General features: G+C 40.3%; 16 protein-coding genes, 1 other RNA gene and 1 pseudogene. 6 read left to right on the top strand and 12 right to left on the bottom strand.

What is annotated here, in order from left to right:
- The first annotated feature begins 40 nt into the window (after positions 1-40).
- On the top strand, positions 41-1,684 hold the full coding sequence (locus E0H80_RS01275; RefSeq protein WP_131362447.1) for a chemotaxis protein: 1,644 nt from the start codon (positions 41-43) through the stop codon (positions 1,682-1,684).
- Positions 1,684-2,496, top strand: coding sequence for an NAD(+) diphosphatase (gene nudC / locus E0H80_RS01280; protein ID WP_131362449.1), 813 nt, complete (start codon positions 1,684-1,686; stop codon positions 2,494-2,496). The genes E0H80_RS01275 and nudC overlap by 1 nt, the downstream gene beginning before the upstream one ends.
- Before the next feature lies 1 nt (position 2,497).
- On the opposite strand, the gene E0H80_RS01285 is transcribed toward nudC, so the two are convergent.
- From E0H80_RS01285 to E0H80_RS17100, 4 genes and pseudogenes are all read right to left on the bottom strand, one after another.
- Entirely contained in the window at positions 2,498-3,385 is an 888-nt protein-coding gene (locus E0H80_RS01285) for an alpha/beta hydrolase (RefSeq protein WP_131362451.1), read from the bottom strand.
- Positions 3,375-4,058 (bottom strand): BON domain-containing protein, encoded by a 684-nt coding sequence (locus E0H80_RS01290; protein ID WP_131362453.1) that lies wholly within the window; start codon positions 4,056-4,058, stop codon positions 3,375-3,377. Before E0H80_RS01290 ends, E0H80_RS01285 begins: the two co-directional genes overlap by 11 nt.
- Before the next feature lie 65 nt (positions 4,059-4,123).
- Positions 4,124-4,555 (bottom strand): YraN family protein, encoded by a 432-nt coding sequence (locus tag E0H80_RS01295; RefSeq protein WP_131362455.1) that lies wholly within the window; start codon positions 4,553-4,555, stop codon positions 4,124-4,126.
- A 9-nt stretch (positions 4,556-4,564) separates the two neighbouring features.
- Positions 4,565-5,488 (bottom strand): annotated as a pseudogene (locus E0H80_RS17100) (penicillin-binding protein activator).
- A 12-nt stretch (positions 5,489-5,500) separates the two neighbouring features.
- Between E0H80_RS17100 and rsmI the strand changes: the two are divergent.
- Positions 5,501-6,340, top strand: coding sequence for a 16S rRNA (cytidine(1402)-2'-O)-methyltransferase (gene rsmI / locus E0H80_RS01305; protein WP_131362457.1), 840 nt, complete (start codon positions 5,501-5,503; stop codon positions 6,338-6,340).
- Between the two features lie 80 nt (positions 6,341-6,420).
- On the opposite strand, the gene E0H80_RS01310 is transcribed toward rsmI, so the two are convergent.
- The 6 genes from E0H80_RS01310 to E0H80_RS01335 all read right to left on the bottom strand — a co-directional run bounded on the left by E0H80_RS01310 (position 6,421) and on the right by E0H80_RS01335 (position 12,326).
- Entirely contained in the window at positions 6,421-6,669 is a 249-nt protein-coding gene (locus E0H80_RS01310) for a hypothetical protein (protein WP_067863484.1), read from the bottom strand.
- Positions 6,670-6,845: 176 nt separating this feature from the next.
- On the bottom strand, positions 6,846-8,078 hold the full coding sequence (locus E0H80_RS01315) for an FAD-dependent monooxygenase (protein WP_131362459.1): 1,233 nt from the start codon (positions 8,076-8,078) through the stop codon (positions 6,846-6,848).
- Positions 8,075-9,283: a 2-octaprenyl-6-methoxyphenyl hydroxylase gene (gene ubiH, locus E0H80_RS01320; protein ID WP_131362461.1), complete on the bottom strand. Its 1,209-nt coding sequence runs from the start codon at positions 9,281-9,283 to the stop codon at positions 8,075-8,077. Before ubiH ends, E0H80_RS01315 begins: the two co-directional genes overlap by 4 nt.
- 477 nt (positions 9,284-9,760) lie before the next feature.
- Positions 9,761-9,997, bottom strand: a complete 237-nt coding sequence (locus E0H80_RS01325) for a DUF378 domain-containing protein (RefSeq protein WP_131362463.1) — start codon at positions 9,995-9,997, stop codon at positions 9,761-9,763.
- A gap of 288 nt (positions 9,998-10,285) precedes the next feature.
- Complete coding sequence (gene pepP / locus E0H80_RS01330) at positions 10,286-11,617, bottom strand: Xaa-Pro aminopeptidase (protein ID WP_165494271.1); 1,332 nt, start codon at positions 11,615-11,617, stop codon at positions 10,286-10,288.
- A 79-nt stretch (positions 11,618-11,696) separates the two neighbouring features.
- Complete coding sequence (locus E0H80_RS01335) at positions 11,697-12,326, bottom strand: UPF0149 family protein (RefSeq protein ID WP_131362467.1); 630 nt, start codon at positions 12,324-12,326, stop codon at positions 11,697-11,699.
- A gap of 64 nt (positions 12,327-12,390) precedes the next feature.
- Between E0H80_RS01335 and E0H80_RS01340 the strand changes: the two genes are divergently transcribed.
- The 3 genes from E0H80_RS01340 to ssrS all read left to right on the top strand — a co-directional run bounded on the left by E0H80_RS01340 (position 12,391) and on the right by ssrS (position 13,513).
- Complete coding sequence (locus E0H80_RS01340) at positions 12,391-12,942, top strand: hypothetical protein (protein WP_131362469.1); 552 nt, start codon at positions 12,391-12,393, stop codon at positions 12,940-12,942.
- A gap of 2 nt (positions 12,943-12,944) precedes the next feature.
- Complete coding sequence (locus E0H80_RS01345) at positions 12,945-13,229, top strand: cell division protein ZapA (RefSeq protein WP_131266722.1); 285 nt, start codon at positions 12,945-12,947, stop codon at positions 13,227-13,229.
- 100 nt (positions 13,230-13,329) lie between these two features.
- A non-coding RNA gene (gene ssrS / locus E0H80_RS01350) (6S RNA) lies at positions 13,330-13,513 on the top strand.
- Between the two features lie 675 nt (positions 13,514-14,188).
- Here ssrS and E0H80_RS16560 read toward each other — a convergent pair.
- Positions 14,189-14,329 (bottom strand): hypothetical protein, encoded by a 141-nt coding sequence (locus tag E0H80_RS16560; RefSeq protein WP_165494265.1) that lies wholly within the window; start codon positions 14,327-14,329, stop codon positions 14,189-14,191.
- Between the two features lie 861 nt (positions 14,330-15,190).
- Complete coding sequence (locus tag E0H80_RS01355) at positions 15,191-18,241, bottom strand: heavy metal translocating P-type ATPase (protein WP_131362471.1); 3,051 nt, start codon at positions 18,239-18,241, stop codon at positions 15,191-15,193.
- Positions 18,242-18,264 lie beyond the last annotated feature (23 nt).

The following is an 18,264-nucleotide window of genomic DNA, read 5'->3' on the forward strand; positions in this document are numbered from 1 at the left end:
TGCTCATAAACAGATAAAACACTAGGATAGGTGCAGATACATGTCTTACCAAACCTCTATTCATTTTGACCCAACTGCATTGCTGATAATAAAAAATGAGGTTGATAACTCAATTAAACTAGTCGAATCAGCGGTTAGCAGCTTAGCAGAAGATCAAACTTTACCTTTTGGTATTGATGATGCACTGAATCAATTTGAGCAATGTGCCCAAGTACTGGCGCTGATTGATATGCAAAGTCTGGCTAAAATCGCTCAATATTCTGCAGAGTTAATGCGCAAAATCATGGGGAATCCTGCGCAAATTAACACGCAAGAGGTGATCGCCTTAAGTGAAGGCACCACCATGTTGAAGCGCTATATCGAATTCATTTGCTTGCGCGAAGTTAAAATTCCGCAATTCTTACTTGATACGCTGAATCGCATTGAGATTGTCTTGGGTAAACCTATTACTCATGAAGGTCAGTATATTGAGTCATTAATTGACAACTTTACCCCTGATTTCCAGCTTCCTAAAGCACCGAGCTTAGAAAAATCTAAATATGTGCATCGCTTGTATAAATTGTCATTAAACAAGCTGATTAAACAAGTAGAAACCGAATTTGATCTACAAGCGATTAAATTGGTCGGTACATATTTAGCCGGTCTTGCTGAAAATACGCCAAGCAAGCAATACTGGAATCTGGTGCATGTTGCATTTGACCAGATTGATCACTTGCTTCTGAATGATCCGCGTTTACGTACTTTGGTCAGTATTGAACGTAACATGGCGCAATATTTCATTGCTCCGGATCGTTTCAAGCCAAGCTTGCCGGATTTAGCCAATATTTTAAGTTTATGTATTAGCCAGGAAGATGAGACTGCGCAGCATATTCGCAACCAGCTTAATCTGGGTGAAGACCATCTGACCGATACGCAATTACAAGTGTTCAGCCGTCATCTATATGGCCCTGATTTTGATACCATGCATACGATTAGTGAACTTGTGACCACGGAAATGACACAAATTCGTAACGCTATCGAATACAACTATCAAAATATGACGCCGGAAAAAGCGCGAGAGTTACAAGACAAATTAACCAGTCTTGCTAATATTTTCAAAGTGTTAAATCTGAATGAAGCCTTTAATGATTTATCGCGCCAAGCAAGTTTACTCAGCAGTGCTGAAGTACTTCAAGATGAAGGTTTTGCACAGCAATTGATGAACTGTATTCTATCGGCAATGAATTCAATTGGCGTACTGGAACGCCATCACACCTCAAGCCGTTTACAGCTTCGTGTGCATAACATGAATATCTCTTTAGACCGTTTAGATGAAGCGCATGCTGCTTTGCTGAATGAAACTAAAGCGGTGATTGATCTTTCTAGCCAAGCCTTAATGCAATATTTACAAGACAACAATTTGGCAACTATAGAAAATACACCGACCCAATTACGTGAAATTGGCGGAGCGTTATTGTTCTTAAATGCTGAATCAGGACAAATTGCATTAAAAACTGCGGCTGACTTTATTCAGCAGAGAATTGAAAGTTCAACGGTAATTAATGCTGAACAAATCAATCATACCCTCGACACTTTAGCCAGTGCCGATATGATGATTGACAATTTAAAATACAAACAACCTGTATTGCAGTCGATGTTTGATGTAGCATTGCAAAGTAGCGAAAAACTGAAAACTGTAGCCTAATGTCTGAATTATCACTTGCTTATATCTTTCATCAACATCAACTCTTAGTGGATGAAAACTTTCAACTTCCTCAAGTAGAACGGTTAGCAAGTGATCTTCACTTGAACGCGGGTGATCAAGTGATTGCCCGTGATCTTCACTTGAACGCGGGTGATCAAGTGATTGCCCGTGATCTTCTCGAAGATGAACCCATCCCTCAAGGCTTGCAGTTGGTTCCCATCCGTCAGTTATTGACGCTTTGGGATACAAGGCAATTCGAACATGCCAGTCGTGCAATTCAGCTTTTAGAATGGCGTAAAAATCATAAATTCTGTAGTCACTGTGGCCATCAGACGGAAGCACATCCCACTGAATATGCTATGATTTGTCCTGCTTGCCGTTATCACCAATATCCGCGGGTACAACCCTGCGTAATCACGGTCATTACCCGTGGTGATAACGAAATCTTGCTGGCTAAAAATGCAAAAAATAAAACCAATATGTATGGACTCATTGCCGGTTTTGTCGAAGTTGGAGAAACTTTAGAAGAAGCAGTACGTCGTGAAACTTTTGAGGAAGTCGGATTAAAAGTAAAAAATGTGCAATATCTTGCTAGCCAACCTTGGCCATTTCCGAGTAATTTAATGCTGGCTTTTCGGGCTGAATATGCTTCTGGCGACATCAAGCTTCAAGAAGAAGAAATAAGCGATGCGCAATTTTTTAAACTGGATCAACTGCCCGAAATCCCTTTTAAAGGCAGTATTGCTTACGCCATGATTAAACACATTACCGAAGGTCATCCTGTTGCAGATGATACCCGTGAATGGTTGTAAGCTAGGGTTTTAATGCTTCATCCAAAGCCGCTAAAATTTGTTTCTTGGTCTGAAAAAAGCGGCTAAATAAACTCGAAACTGACCCCATAATGGAAATATGCCCAGTACCGGGCATGGTAATCAGCTGGCTATGATTACCCTTTTCCTGCAAAATACGATGCATATCTCTTGAATTGTTATGACTGACCACTTGATCATTGGCGGCTAAAAACAGGTAATGCTTCACCGTATTCGATTCAATAAAATAATATGGCATCACATGTTGATAAGGGATGCTCTGATCAAACGCATCGGCACACAATGGATCATCTTTGTAATCAAAATGATAAGGCCCAGATAATCCAATAATTGCTTGAATTTGAGCGCGGCAATGCAAGGTATACGGCTTTGGATGATACAGTGCCGACATGACATTAAATGCACCCGCTGAATGACCCATCAACACCAGTTTTTCAGTCCGAATATTCAGTTTGGATTGATGCTGGGTCAGATAATTTAATGCCAGGCTCAGGTCATCGATATAACTGGGGAATACATGTTCAGGTGCCAGATGGTAATTAATCACCGCAACGTCATAACCCTCTTTCGCAAAGGCTTCACCAACAAAACGATAATCTTTTTTATCTCCATGTAACCATGCCCCGCCATGCACAAATACAATCAAAGGGCGCTGTTCACGAGGTGTTTCAGCAGTAAAAATATCGAGGCGTTGCCGTGCTTTTAAGCCATACGCAACGTTTTCAACGACCGAATAACCCTTTTTAGGGGTTAAACGATTCAGTGCATAACTACCAAAATCGTAAAGGCGAAAATCTTTGGAAAACATTTTCATCAATACGACATTTTGTTGCAGTTTGTTTTTGACCACTTGAGTTACATTATTGAGCATTCGTAGGTTCAGCTTGATCTGGATCAATGGCTATAGGCGTTTGTTCAATCGGTTGTGCATTTACTACAGGACTGCTAAAGCTGGAAGTCACTGCACGTGATTGCTCAACATTATCAATTAAGGTAATAATTTTATTCACATTCCCAACTTGCTCAAGTACCTGATTAAGATCGGTGATTTCGGCACTATTTAAACGTCCCATCACATATAAAATGCCATCTTCGGTGTGAATGTGGACCTTGCTATCCGATACCACGCCAGCTTTCATGATCAGCCCACGTGTGTTGGCTGTAACCGTGGTATCTTGCATAATAGTGGCGTAACCAATTTGGTTACCCACGGTAATATAATTATGTACAGTTTTGACATCCGTCATGGCGCGTACATTATCTTCAGCCAATTGCTTTAAATGCGCATCTGGCACTTGGCCAGTCAATAAAACATTGCCATGAAAACTTTCAATATTGACACGAGATTGTTTAAATCTTGCATCTAATTTATATAAATTGATTTTGGCGGTGCGTTCTATAGAAGAATCAATAAACACCTGTCCAAGTGAACGAGCACCACTCTCTGTTCCGACTGGAGCGGATCCAGTGCCACCAGAGATGAAACTTGCACAACCAGATAAACTTGCTACACACAGTAACGTCATTGCAATACGGTTAAACACTCAGCAAGACTCCTAATCGTTAATTTCAGTTCTATTTTATTTCAGCATTTATGCTCTGGTTTTGTTCAAAGATTAATGAACTCTTGATCAAAAGTAAAAGCATTTTCAATCCATTGTTGATCATAAGTGAATTTGGAAAAATCTTGCTGTATTGTTTTTGCAAATTGTTGAAAAAAATCAAAACAAATCACATCAAAACGACAATAAAACTGTTCGAATTGTGGATGAATATTTAAAAAACATAATGCAGATTTCATAATCTTCTTTTGCTTAGCGAGTGAAATCGTTTCGCATGAGTGTGCATATCGAGTTGCAGAGCGTGCTTTCACCTCCACAAATATCAATTCTTGATCCTTTTGTACAATCAGATCAATCTCCCCATAACGACAATGATAATTCATGACCACAAGGGTAAAACCTTGAGCTTGTAAAACTCTTAAAGCTTGTTGTTCTGCCCATTGGCCTAAATTTAAATTGGTTTGATTATTATTTTTCATTACAAGCTCTTAATGCCTTTTTTTGATATTCTCAAAACAATGTGGAATGCGCCGAATATGATTATCGCTGATGTTAATCATCCCTGTACGACCTTAAAATTCAATACTTTTTAAATTTGGTTCAGCTAAATATTGTTGAGCAATATGCCAGGCATCACCACCAAAGGCCAGCAGTCTTTGATACGGCATGGAAACAGGTTTTTTTTGATAGGCTTGAATCAGATCTGGCCAGCTACTCCCATATAAGGCAGGTAATCACAAAATTTTACCCTTTGCGATAAGGCTTTATTTTGTTCAAAGGCATGCGCTAATGCATAGAGATCTTGACGAGGTAAATTGCTTAGGCTATTTATCCTGGTATTATTTCCAAGTAACAATAAACCGCGTTGCTTGGTCAGTTTTTTGGGGAGTTCTTCTACTATAGAAATCGGATAGTCAACCTGTCCTATTAAGGATATCAAAAACAGTAGGCTTTTCTCCTCTGTACCCTGTTGCCGAAAACATAAAGTTCATTAATTTTATCTTTCTGCAACATCTACTTCAGCGCATACGCATCATCTTTTTTGAATAGACTCAATTTCCAGACATTGTCCGTTTGGACAGTCACTTCATTTAAAGCCAAAACATGAACTTTGAGTTTGCTTTTAATTAACGTTTACACCTCATTGCGTGCTAAAGGCCCAATCACCATTTCGGTTTTTTTATTCACAATTATTCTAACAGTTGCGTAATTTGTTTTTGATCCGAGTTTACAAATTTAATTGGGGTTTTCTGGTTTAGTGCTTGATAAGCACTCATAAAACCCTGTTTGATACTTAATCCGGCTCGCGCCATAGGGCCTGATTCAGGTAAAATGACCAATACTTCGGCTTGTGCCCGGTTAAAAATGCAATACAAGATGCAGCCCATCAAATTATTTTTATTATTCAACATTGGAAAAACCTTATGAGTGCTCAGTTATTTGTTGTAGCGACCCCAATTGGGCACTTAGATGACATCACTTATCGTGCGATTCATGTTTTACAATCGGTAAGTATTATCGCGGCAGAAGATACGCGTACTTCTGCTCAATTATTAAAGCATCATAATATATCAACTCCCCTGACTGCGTGTCATGAGCATAATGAAAGTAACAAAATTGATATATTGATCCAAAGATTGCTGAATGGCGAAAACATGGCGTTAATTAGTGATGCAGGTACGCCGCTGATTAGTGATCCGGGTTTTAAATTGGTTCGTGCCGCGCAAGAACATAATATTCGTGTGATTCCTGTACCGGGTGCTTGTGCTGCAATTGCCGCACTTAGTTCTGTGGGTTTACCGAGCGACCGTTTCAGCTTTCAAGGCTTTTTGCCTTCGCGTCAATCCCAGCGCCGAATTCAGTTAGAAAAACTGAAAGATGAAACCCAAACTCTAATTTTTTATGAAGCACCGCATCGTATTTTAGAGTCCGTTAAAGATATGGCGGATATTTTTGGTGCAGACCGTCCGGTTGGTTTTGCCCGTGAAATTACCAAAACATTTGAAACCATCAAAAAAATGACTTTGGCCGATTTAATTCAATTGATTGAATCCGATCGTAACCAGCAAAAAGGTGAAATTGTTTTAGTCATTGGTGGGGCGACGGTAGAAAAAGATTTAGATCAAGAAAAACTGGATCAGTTATTGACTCGTTTATTGCAAGATTTATCGGTAAAAGCTGCTTCACAATTGGCAGCAGATTTGACTGGAATCAAAAAGAAAGTTGCGTATCAACGTGCGTTGGAACTTACTCAGCAAGATTAAAAAATGAGCCATTGAAAACTAAAAAGCATCACTTATGTGATGCTTTTTATAGTCTGGGGCAAAATCAAGGAGTAGAACGATTAACCCTTAGCAGATTCATCTGCGGGAACTTCCGTAATACGGCCACCTTGGGCAAGAAAAGCAGCAAGCTCATCTTCTAAGGCTTGGCGCTTTTTAAGTTTAGCCGTCACGGTTAAAGTTTCTGCCTCAGCTACATCTCCGTCAGTGGGCGTAGCTTCACTAACAGATGCACCTTTTTCAGCAGCTTTCGCTTCATCTTCATCTACTGCAGATTCTTCTGCTTCATCGTAGTCATTCATATCAGTCATGGCTGTTTCTCCCCAAAAATAATGTCTATCGTTCCAATGTGAATTGGTTTTGAATTAGGAAGAAATTTAGCAATCTCTGATCGTTTCGCATAGAGTTAAATGCAAAAAAATCGTATCTTTTTTAATCAAAAAAGTAAACTTATATGAATATTTGTACAAAAAACAGCTCTTCAGTTTCAAACTGCATAACAAGTGTCTTTTAAGACCTGTAATCCGTTGGCTTGAGACATAAAGGCATCTTTTAAAGCAGCGTGTTTTTCGACTTGTTTTAAGCCAATATTTCGCGCCCAAACCACAGGGAAAAGTTGTGTGGTTTCCATCCAGCCAATCGCAGACATGCTGTGCATCATGGCATCATTTTGGCCTTTACGGCGGTGTTCATAGCGCTGTAAAGTTTGTTCATGTGCCCATACACCTCTCTTTTTGTCATGCAGCAATACATCACATAAAATCGCAGCATCCAGACAACCAATATTTACCCCTTGTCCTGCAAGAGGATGAATTACATGTGCAGCATCGCCAATCAGGGCTAAGCCCGCTTTCACATATTGCTGCGCGGCACGTGCTTTAAGCGGAAATTGTGCCCGTGGTGTCGCTTCTAGTACATTACCCAACATGTGATGACTCTCGCGCGTTAACAGTTCAATAAATGCGGCATCATCTAGAGCTGCGTATTCTTCTGCGTAATCATCAGGTAATGTCCAGACAATCGATTGCCAATAGCCGTCTTGTTCCGGCTTTAAGCTGGCCATCGGTAAGAAGGCCAAAGGGCCGGTTTCGAGGAAAATCTGACGCGCTACATGTTGGTGTGGCTGTGCAGTCCGAATGGCGCAAGTTAAACCGGCTTGCTTGTAATCTAAAATATCCAAGTCAATAAAGGCTTGTTCCCGGACAAATGAATTTGCCCCATCTGCCCCAATCACCAACTTGGTTTTAAGCTCTGTGCCATCAGCCAGATGAATGTGCCAGACGCCCACACCTTGTTCTACGCGTATGACTTTGACTTGGGTACGGTAATCTTGCAGTTGTTGCAGCATTTTTAGCTGAATGGCTAAATTCAAAATACTCGGCTCAACCATCGAGCCTAATGTCTGTTCAGCGCCGGGTGTATTTTGACTGGATTGACCAAAATTGATTTCACCATAGCCGTTTTTATTCCACACCTGCATGCCGCTATAGGGCATCTGACGGGCAAGCTTTTCCCACACATGCACTGTTTTAAGCAAATGAATCGTGGCTTGGCTAAGGGCCAAAACCCGTGGATTTGCAACAGAAACAACTTTTTGTTCATCTAAAATAGGTGCAGCATCGAGTACAGTTGCTTGAACACCCCCTTGAGCCAGCAACAATGCGGTTAAACCACCCACCAGGCCACCACCAATAATCACAGCATCCAGAACGTCACTCATGCTTTTAGCCCCATTGCATAATTTGCTACCAATGGCTTCACGCCAGGAATCATATCAAAAGCAAGCAATCCGGTATTACGGATCAATTTGAGCACTGGATTTTGATTACTAAAACCACGTACTACACTGTCGCAGAACTTGATCACACGTTGTTGATCGGTTAAGCGAGCTGCTTCATAAGCCAGCAGCATGCTTGGCTCGCCAATATTTGCTGATTTGGATAGTTGTTCTTTAAGCGAACGAACCAGAACATAAGCATCTCGCATACACAGGTTAAAGCCCTGCCCTGCAACTGGGTGAATCGTGTGTGCTGCATTGCCCATCAAGACCACACGACCGACTGCCTGCTTTTCGGCAAGCACTTGTGACAAAGGGAAACTAAAACGGCGACCAGTTTTTTGGAATTTTCCCGCTCGGTCACCATAAGTTTCTTGCAAGGCATCCAGGAAATGTTGATCATTTTCTTCACCAAGCCATTCTTGCTCTGTACCTTTTTTCACCGGCCAAACCACTGAACGACGATATTCACCCGGTAAGGGTAGAAGTGCTAAAGGCCCCAGCGGACTAAAACGTTCAAACCCGACATGATGATGGGGTTTCGATGTTTGTACCGTCGTGACAATAGCGACCTGATCATAATCATGCTCATCTGCACCAATGCATAGAGCTTTACGGCAGAAAGAGTCACGACCATCAGCTGCAATGACCAGTTTGGATTGCACAGATAAGCTTTCTTCACCGCGTACAGCTTCAATCTTGGCGTGATCAGCATCTTGTGTAAGTGAAGTGACTTGTACCCCATCAATTAATTCAATCAATGGCTGCTTTCGGACTTCTGTGAGTAGCACACGACCTAACCAGGCATTTTCAATCACTTGGCCAAAGCTTTCGACTTTCTCTTGTTCTGCTTTAAGGCGTGCCTTACCAAAACTGCCCTGTTCCGTAATATGTACCTCAAGAATTGGTGTTGCATGTTCTTGCAAGGCATTCCAAAGCCCAAGTTCCTGATAAATTTGTACGCTACGGCGTGACAATGCACTATTTCGCGCATCAAAACTGGAGTGATACGGCGCAAGATTGGCATCGTCATAATTTGGGTATTTAATGGCTTCGAGCAGTTTAACTGCAATATTTGCTTTGGCTAACATCAAAGCGAGGCTCAGCCCCACCATACCACCACCAACAATGATCACCTCTTGTTGCATGTTTTGATCCTTCTATGCCGCATCTATAAGGTCTAGATACTTAAAATCTTGATTGATTTTATATTAGCTCAAAAATTTTTATTTTTATAATGAAATAGATGGTCTCTCGTAAGTGACGTTCAATTGTTAGTAACTTTGGACTACACAGATGTGAGTACATGGTTGCTCACCCAGAAATTTTCTACTCTTACTGATTTAAAATTGTAGAACAAGGATGGAAGAATATATGAAATACAAAAAATAAATAAAAATCACATTTTGTAAGAGATGGCTTCAATGGGTTAAAGTACTTTATTAAAGCGTTAAATTCCAACAGAAAAACACATAAGTTTCGATATGTTATTTTAAAAAAACGGAGCTTAAGCTCCATTTTTTGTCTAGTACAACTGGGTCACCAAATTAAGCCCATCCTAAATTACGGAAGAATCGACTTGAATTAGAATGCTCAAGTTAGTCTATGTATTTGATCATTGGTAGTTAACGCACAATATTCGCAGAATCAGTATGATGTACTGTTCTATTTAATTTCGTACCTGTATAAATCAGGTAAAGTGCCGACAAACCGACCAGAACATACACAATTCGAGATAATGTGCTCATTTCACCAAAGATTGCTGACACTAAATTGAAGTCAAATGCACCAATTAAGCCCCAATTGATGCCACCAATAATGGTTAAAGCATAAGCAATCCAGTCTATAGTATTTAATCTCATATTTTTTCTCCCGCTCTTGTTTAAGTTTCTTTGAGGATCAAAAAAAGTATGAGAAGGAAAGCAGATTTAATATGTAGCTTTGATGCAAAAAATAGATTTTCTGTGTTGAATTAGTGTCATTTTATAGATTTTAAATTTTAACTTGGTTGGTTTTATTTAAGTTATTCGCGATAAACGTAAGTGAAATAACTTTGCAATGGTTGCAAAGATCTAACAATCTTGCTTGAAATATAATAGGTCTGTAATAAAAAGCCGATCATCTGACCGGCTTTTATATTAAAAAATGACTTAAGCTACTTTAGCTTTAGCCATTAATGCTTCAATATCTTCTACAGATTTAACCACTGCAGCTGTTAAAACTCGCGGCCCCTTTTCAGTGGCGACAACATCATCTTCAATACGGATACCAATACCACGCCATTTCGCATCGACTGTTTCATCATCTGGTGCAATATACAGTCCCGGCTCAACGGTAACCACCATGCCTTCTTCATAGGCACGCCATTCACCGTCAATTTTATATGAACCGACATCATGTACATCCATACCTAGCCAATGACCAGTCCCATGCATATAGAACTGACGGAAGGTTTCTTTTTGAATAATGTCTTCAATATCGCCTTGCATCAAGCCAAGCTCGACCAGACCTTCAACCATAATACGAACAGCAACATTATGCGGTTCCTTGTATGAATTACCGATACGTACAGCATCAATCGCTGCAATTTGTGCTTTTAAGATCAGCTCATACAGTGCTTTCTGTTCAGGGCTAAACTTACCATTGACTGGAAAAGTACGGGTAATATCTGATGCATACAATTGATATTCACAGGCAGCATCAATCAGGACTAAATCACCATCTTTCAGCTCTTTGTCATTTTCCACATAATGCAGGATACAGCCATTAGCACCCCCACCGACAATGCTGTTATATGAAGGCACGCAACCGTTTTTACCAAAGATATAATTGATTTCTGCTTCAAGTGCATATTCCATCATGCCCGGACGCACAGTTTGCATGGCACGAGTATGTGCTTCACTACTGATGTTCGATGCAAGTTGCATCAATTCAATTTCTTGTTTCGATTTGTGCAACCGCATTTCATCTAAAATACGATCGAGCTGAATTACATGTGCTGGTGCAGAAGTACCTCGACGTGATTCACCATTTGCCTCAGTAATCCACTTTGCCACACGTGCATCAAAATCTGCTTGCTGCCCGATGCGATAGAACAGTTTTTGCTTGTTCAGTAATTTCTCGATAATTTCTTCATCAAGTAAATCAATTGCATAGGCTTCGTCAGCTTCATAATCATCGACTGCACCATCTACACCGGCACGGTAACCGTTCCATATTTCCATTTCACGGTCACGTTCACGGCAGAACAAGCTATAGGTATAACCTTCATCAATAGACTCAAAGGTCTCAATGACAGCCACTGCTTCAGGTTCTGCAAATCCCGTCAGATAAAAAAAGCTGCTGTCCGCACGAAATTTATAATCTGCATCACGGTTACGCATGGCAACCGGACTGGTGGCAATAATCGCAATACTGTGCGGACCCATTTCTTCTGCCAGGCGGTCGCGACGTTCCTGAAAATCTGCTTGAGTCAGTTTCATCATTGAGTTTACTTTTGTCTGTTATGAATGGAGTTTATAACTTTTTAAATAGCTTGTTTGTGAACCAAAATCGCCCGAATTAGCTCGGACGATGCGGTGTAAACATTTCTACCACACTGCTTACTTCTGTTGAAGCTGCGGGTTTTAATTGAGGTTGAAGCTTTTTCAGTAATGGGGTTTCTGCAATTTCGACTTTCTTACGGCCCAAGGACAGGCTAACAGGAATTAAACGCACAAATTCATAAAGTTCCTGATAGCTTGCTTCGCCCTCTTCATCATCGTCAGATTCTTCAAATTCGACTGCTGCAACATCTTGAAGATGTTCAATCCATTCGACTTCATCTTGACGGATATGACCTGAAGCCAAACCAAAACCGAGTACCACCCCTGCACACCAATCTGCCAACGCTTGAACACGATCAGCCAGAACATGTTCATCATCAGGAAGCAGTGGTAAATAGTCCAGTTCATCATCTGATAAAGCATGAGAAATATCTTCCGCTTCCTCTGCGAGCAAATTCAGAATGTGATCATCCAATGCTGGAATTTCAAGGGTTGCTAAAATTTGTTGCCATTCATCGCTTGTTGGGGCCTGAGTAACACAAACAATACCTGTAAGTAACCCATGTAACTCACTTGGGCTTGAAATCTCTTCGATTTTTGAAAAATTGTGGTGCCATTCCGACCAACCTGAAATATCGTCTTGCATTCGTTTATCCAATCTCTATACTTCGTATATATTACCTTTGTTTGCAATACTGTGCGACTACGATATGTTAGAAAAATTACAGCGTCTACAGGCGCATATTGGCGTTTTAAAAACGCGACTTACGCATTATGAAAGTGAAAATAGTGCACTCAACGCGGCAAAAGAAAATTCTGCCGAACATCATCATGCCCAAATTGTGCAAAAGAACGGCATCATTACCAAGAAACAAGAAGAAATAGACGATCTTAGCGAGCAATTAAGCGATGCACAGTCCCAATTCAAGCAATTGAATACGGATGCGACCTCTTTAGCTGATCGTTATAGCCGTTTAGAAAAAAGTTGTACTGATCTTAAAAATCGTTTTCAGGAAATTCTGGCTGAACGTAATGAATTACGCGTCATTAAAGAAAAAATGCAAAATGAACAACGTCTTGCTCAACAGGAAATTCAGGGTTTGCAGCAGGAACGAGAAAGATTGTTACAAAAAAATGAACATGCCAAGGCCAAGGTTGAAGCGATTATTCAACGCTTGTCTATTTTAGGCACTGCTCAAGATCAGCACGCGCAAGAAATTCAACAACTTGCTCATCCAACAGAAGCCAATGAGGACATTTAAGCATGAGTGAACAAATTGCTGTTGAATTGCGTGTATTGGGACATAATTTTCGTTTAGCCACCACTGAAACTGAAAAAGTGGATTTGGAACGTGCAGCTGAATTATTAAATGAAAAATATGATGATTTTCGTCGTAAAGCGCCGCGTCTAGAGCCAACTAAACTAATTATCATGGTGGCTTTGGAGCTGATGCAAGAAGTGCTGGCGATGAATAAATCGTTGCAAGAGTATGCCCACTGCGAACGCTTACTGGCGACCATTTTAGAAGATGTGAATGATTTGGCTTAATTTTGGTTAAAATTGGGCAAAGTATCGGCAGTTGAAATCTAAGTTTACAGTTCCTGCACATGGATGATTTGCCATTACGTGATTATTGGTTATACTTACTTCATCTCTGAGATGTTCGCCAGCGAGTCAGATTCCCCTGAGCCGATATCTACACCCCCGGATGCGTTCTGTATATTTAGAGTGTATGCCTGCCTTCGAGTAGGAAACCCAGCAAGTATGCGCCGCGTCCACCTTGAACTTCAGGGTTCAAGGGTAATGACATGCAGCGGCATCTTCGGAGTGTTTATTTAATTTAAAAATAAAAAATGATAGAAATTAAAATAATTTATAAAATATACTTATTATATTATCCAAAAAAATACACCCTTTTAATACACCGTAGACAGATAAGTAATATGTTGTAGTATGTTATTTGAAATTCTAATTTCTACCTAATACTCACTCCTTCCCAATAACAGCTAAGCAAAAATTTTACTGACTCAATTCAACCCTCCCCGATCAATAAAGTCTTTTATCTAGCCACACTGCCCTGTTTTTTATAAATATAGGGAAGATATTAAAATTATTTAATTGAAAAAAATATCAAATAAAAAACTTAAATGCAAAGTTATATCCATGCCCCGTATTTAGTTGAACCAGCTCGTCGTTTACTTATGCATATCAACAGCGATATTTAATAGTAAAATAACGCAAAATAAAGTAACTCATCAATGCTACAAATGATGAGTAACAGCGAATTCCTGCCTCTATCGTTAGCATTTAAAAGTTATATAAACAATAGGATCTTATCCACGGCATGCTGTAAATACTTATATCGATTGCCTGACTGAATATTTGTCTCACTGCTAATCATGCCAAGGAAGAATGGAACCATTTCATCCTCTATTTTAAAAATCGCATTAAATATATTTAAAAATATAGGCTCCAATCTCAATTAGAGCCTAGGCGATCTATAAAATTTATTTTTGCTCTCTGAGTGGGTTTTCAGGTTCTTGATTTGGTTTTTTCTGTGGATCAGCATGCTGGTTAGGATCTTTTTTACCTTTATCCTGATTCGATTCTTTTTGGGGATTTGATTGATTGGTTTGCTGATTAGTCATATGTACTCCATTGATCAATAATTATAAAATATTACTTTTAACCTCATCCAATGCAGCTCGGTGTTTAGGGCACACCGAGAACCAGACTCTTGGCTTGGTAACTTATTGGTACTCGACTGCTGTATTGGCTGAAATACTATAATATAAAAAAACCGCCATTATGATAATGACGGTTTGGTAAAATTTTGCTCAAAATATTGGGTAGCAATGAATTTACATAAACTACTGAGTTATATCATTATGCTTAATTACGACGCTAGATAAAATATCTTTAGCTGCTGCTGACATATGAGCAAAATTAATATTATTTCCTGCTCATTAACGGAGAATATATGAGCAGATTTTTTGTATTTCTACCAATCCCGAATCTGGCTTTTTATCATGCATGAGAAACAAGATAATTGCGTTAAACCAATCAGAGAATTTACCTTAGACATGCTTTTTTCAAGCAATAATATTTAATCTTGCAACAACCCAGTTTAGAAATAATGTTTTATTGTTGAAATCTGGCGCTGCCACAGCGTCCATGGATATCCATGATTTATTAAAATTAAATATAAATCTCCAGGGTTGATCCGATTCAAAATCGCCCATCTTATGATCATTCAGTTCGAAGAAAAAATCTTTCAACTTATCAAATTGGTTATTTATCTTGTAATTGGGTGTAACTTTTAAAAAATTATAAATTTGTTCTATCGCTATCAGTGAATTTGTATTATGCATTTTAACCTTTACGTATTTTTTCAGCTCGCAGTATCGCACAGATTTAATCAAAAGCCTGAACTTTCAATATAATATGTAAAAGTACCCAAGATTTTTATCTTGGGTACTCTGTATAAATAAATGCCTAGCTTTTCAGTCCTATTCAGACTTTTGCAAACGTAGCGCATTCATGACCACTGACAATGAACTAAGGGACATTGCTACCGCTGCAAGCATCGGGGTTAATAACAAACCGGTCAACGGGTAAAAAACACCTGCCGCAACAGGAACGCCCAAACCATTATAGACAAAGGAAAAAGCGAGGTTCTGCTTCATGTTTTTGACACCCCGCTTCGCCATATGAATGGCGTCAGCCACACCACGAACATCCCCTTTAACCAAGGTCACTTGTGCGGTTTGTTTGGCAATATCAGTCCCATTCCCCATCGCAATTCCGACATTGGCCTGCGCAAGTGCAGGTGCATCGTTAATGCCATCCCCTGCCATTGCCACCACTTTCCCTTGCGCTTGATATTGTTTCACAATATCTAACTTTTCACTTGGGGTGCAGTTGCCATAAACATGCTGAATACCCAACTCTGCCGCAACCAATCTGGCATTCTGTTCATGGTCACCTGTTGCCATCACCACATCTATACCATCGGCAATCAGTTGATCAATCACTTGGTGTGCATTATGTTTAATTGCATCATGAATCGAAATATAGGCCAAAACTTCTTGCTGATTGGTCAAGAAACTAATTACATTGCCCTTAGATCGTTGCTGATCAAGTCGCGCCTGAATAGTTTCATTTAATTTTAAACCCAGTTGATCAATCAGTTTTTGACTGCCTACATAAAGCATTTGATTTTCAATCTGCCCTTTGACCCCAAAGCCTGTGACATCTTCAAAATCATTAACTTTAATTAGTTGATTATTTGGAACAAGCTTTATCAAAGTCTGTGCGATCGGATGAGTAGAGTACTGTTCAATTGAGGCAATCCATTGTTCCACTTGCGCTTGCTGCACTTTATTTGAAAGCAATTTAATTTCTTTCAGACTCGGCTTACCTTGTGTCAAGGTTCCGGTTTTATCAATAATTAAAGTCGTGACCTTGCTTAAGGCTTCAATGGCCTCTGCATCTTTAAACAGTACGCCTTTTTGTGCCGCACGACCTGTCGTTGCCATCACCGACATCGGGGTTGCCAGACCTAAGGCACATGGACAGGCGATAATTAACACTGCCACCGCACACATGAGCGCCAAATCAAATTGCGCTTTGCCAAAGACCATCCAGGCAATAAAGGTCAACACACTAATTGCTAAAACAATCACCACAAAATATTTGGCAAATACATCGGCAAGACGTTGCAACGGTGCTTTGGAGCGCTGCGCTTCCGCTACAGTCTGAATCATTTTCGCCAAGGTGGTATTTGCACCGACTGCAGTGGTTTGAATACGTATACTGCCCTGCTGATTCACCGTACCGCCAATCACCCGGTCATCAGTTTCTTTTTTCACCGGAACAGGCTCACCCGTCATCATGGCTTCATCAACATAGGTTTTACCTTCCACGACTATACCATCGAGTGGAATCTGGTCACCGGAAGAAATCTGCAAGATATCGCCCTGCTTGACCATAGCGATATCCACTTCAACCACCTGATCATGCTGCACCAGTTTTGCGGTATGCGGTTGCAGTTTCAGCAATGATTTTAATGCATCAGCTGTCTTGGCACGCGCTTTTAACTCCATGATTTGCCCAAGCAAACTTAGCGACACAATCATGCAGGCCGCTTCATAATACACAGCGATCCCATGACCGGTTTTGGCCTGCATGGGAATCAGGGAGGGAAAAACGGTGGCAACCACACTATAAATAAAAGCTGCAAGTACCCCGACCCCAATCAAGCTCCACATATTCAGATTGCGCGTTTTATAAGAGATCCAACAACGCTCAATGAAAGGCTTACCCGCCCAGAGTACGACAGGAATGGACAACAGTAGTTCAATCCACGGCTGGATATGTTGCGGAATAAAAGCATGAATATGCGAACCCATCGCCAATATGAATACAATTAAAGTCAGCGGCAAAGTCATCCAGAAACGGTGACTAAAATCGACCAGTTCAGGATTCGGTGCATCATTTAAACTCGGTTGCATCGGCTCTAAAGCCATCCCACAGATTGGACAGGTTCCCGGTCCTTTTTGTACAATTTCAGGATCCATGGGACAGGTATAATCCATATCGGCCGCACCTTCGGGTACAGGTCGCTGATCTGCTGGAATCAAGTAAAATTCAGGATCATCCTTGAACTTGTCGAGGCAAGATGGATTGCAGAAATAATAAGTTTTAGCCTGATAATCGGTTTTTAAATCAGTTGCAATATCTACCGACATGCCACACACAGGATCGATCTCTGAAATCTGTGCAGATGAAGGAGGAGTTCCGTCACAACAGCCAGATTTCTTTTGTTCAATTGCTGCTTTTTCTTGTGAACCGCAACAGGAGGAAGCTGTTTGCTTAGTTTGCAGGTATTGTTCTGGCTGCTTATTAAATCTATTCAGACAGTGCTCAGAACAGAAATAATAGTCTTGGTCTTCAAATTGTGTATGACATTTAGAATCTGTTTTGACCTGCATACCACAGACTGGATCGGTCACTGTCGCTATACCTGAAAGCATATTTTTTTGATCTGTCCCGCAGCAATCTACAGTCTGGGCTACTACTTTAGATTTTGACATACAACCACAACCCGAAGTTTTCGCAGATTCTTTTGCCAAATATTGTTCCGGATGTTGTTGAAATTTATCCGAACAGCCCTGACAGCAAAAATAGTAAGTCTGGCCTAAATATTCAGTATGCGGCTTGGATAAATCCTTCACGGTCATGCCACAGACGGGGTCGATATATTGTTGTGTATCCGCTTTTTGACCACCACCACATAAGCTTGATGATACAGCCGCTTTTGCTTTGCTGGCACAACCACAGCCAGAAACAGATTTGCTTTGTTGTTGAAGATATTTTTCAGGAGAATCGATAAATTTCTGTTTGCAGCCCTCACAGCAGAATAAATATTTTTTTCCCTGATATGCAAAAGAATGCGCTGAACCTTCAGATACAGTCATCCCACACACAGGATCAGTTTTAACCCATTCAAGTGCTGAATCCTGTTTTTTACAGCAAGGAGATTCTTGTTGCTCATTCATCAGACTCACCTATTTTATTCTTC

It is taken from the genome of Acinetobacter sp. ANC 4779 (assembly GCF_004331055.1).
In the GTDB taxonomy this organism is placed as follows: Bacteria; Pseudomonadota; Gammaproteobacteria; order Pseudomonadales; family Moraxellaceae; genus Acinetobacter.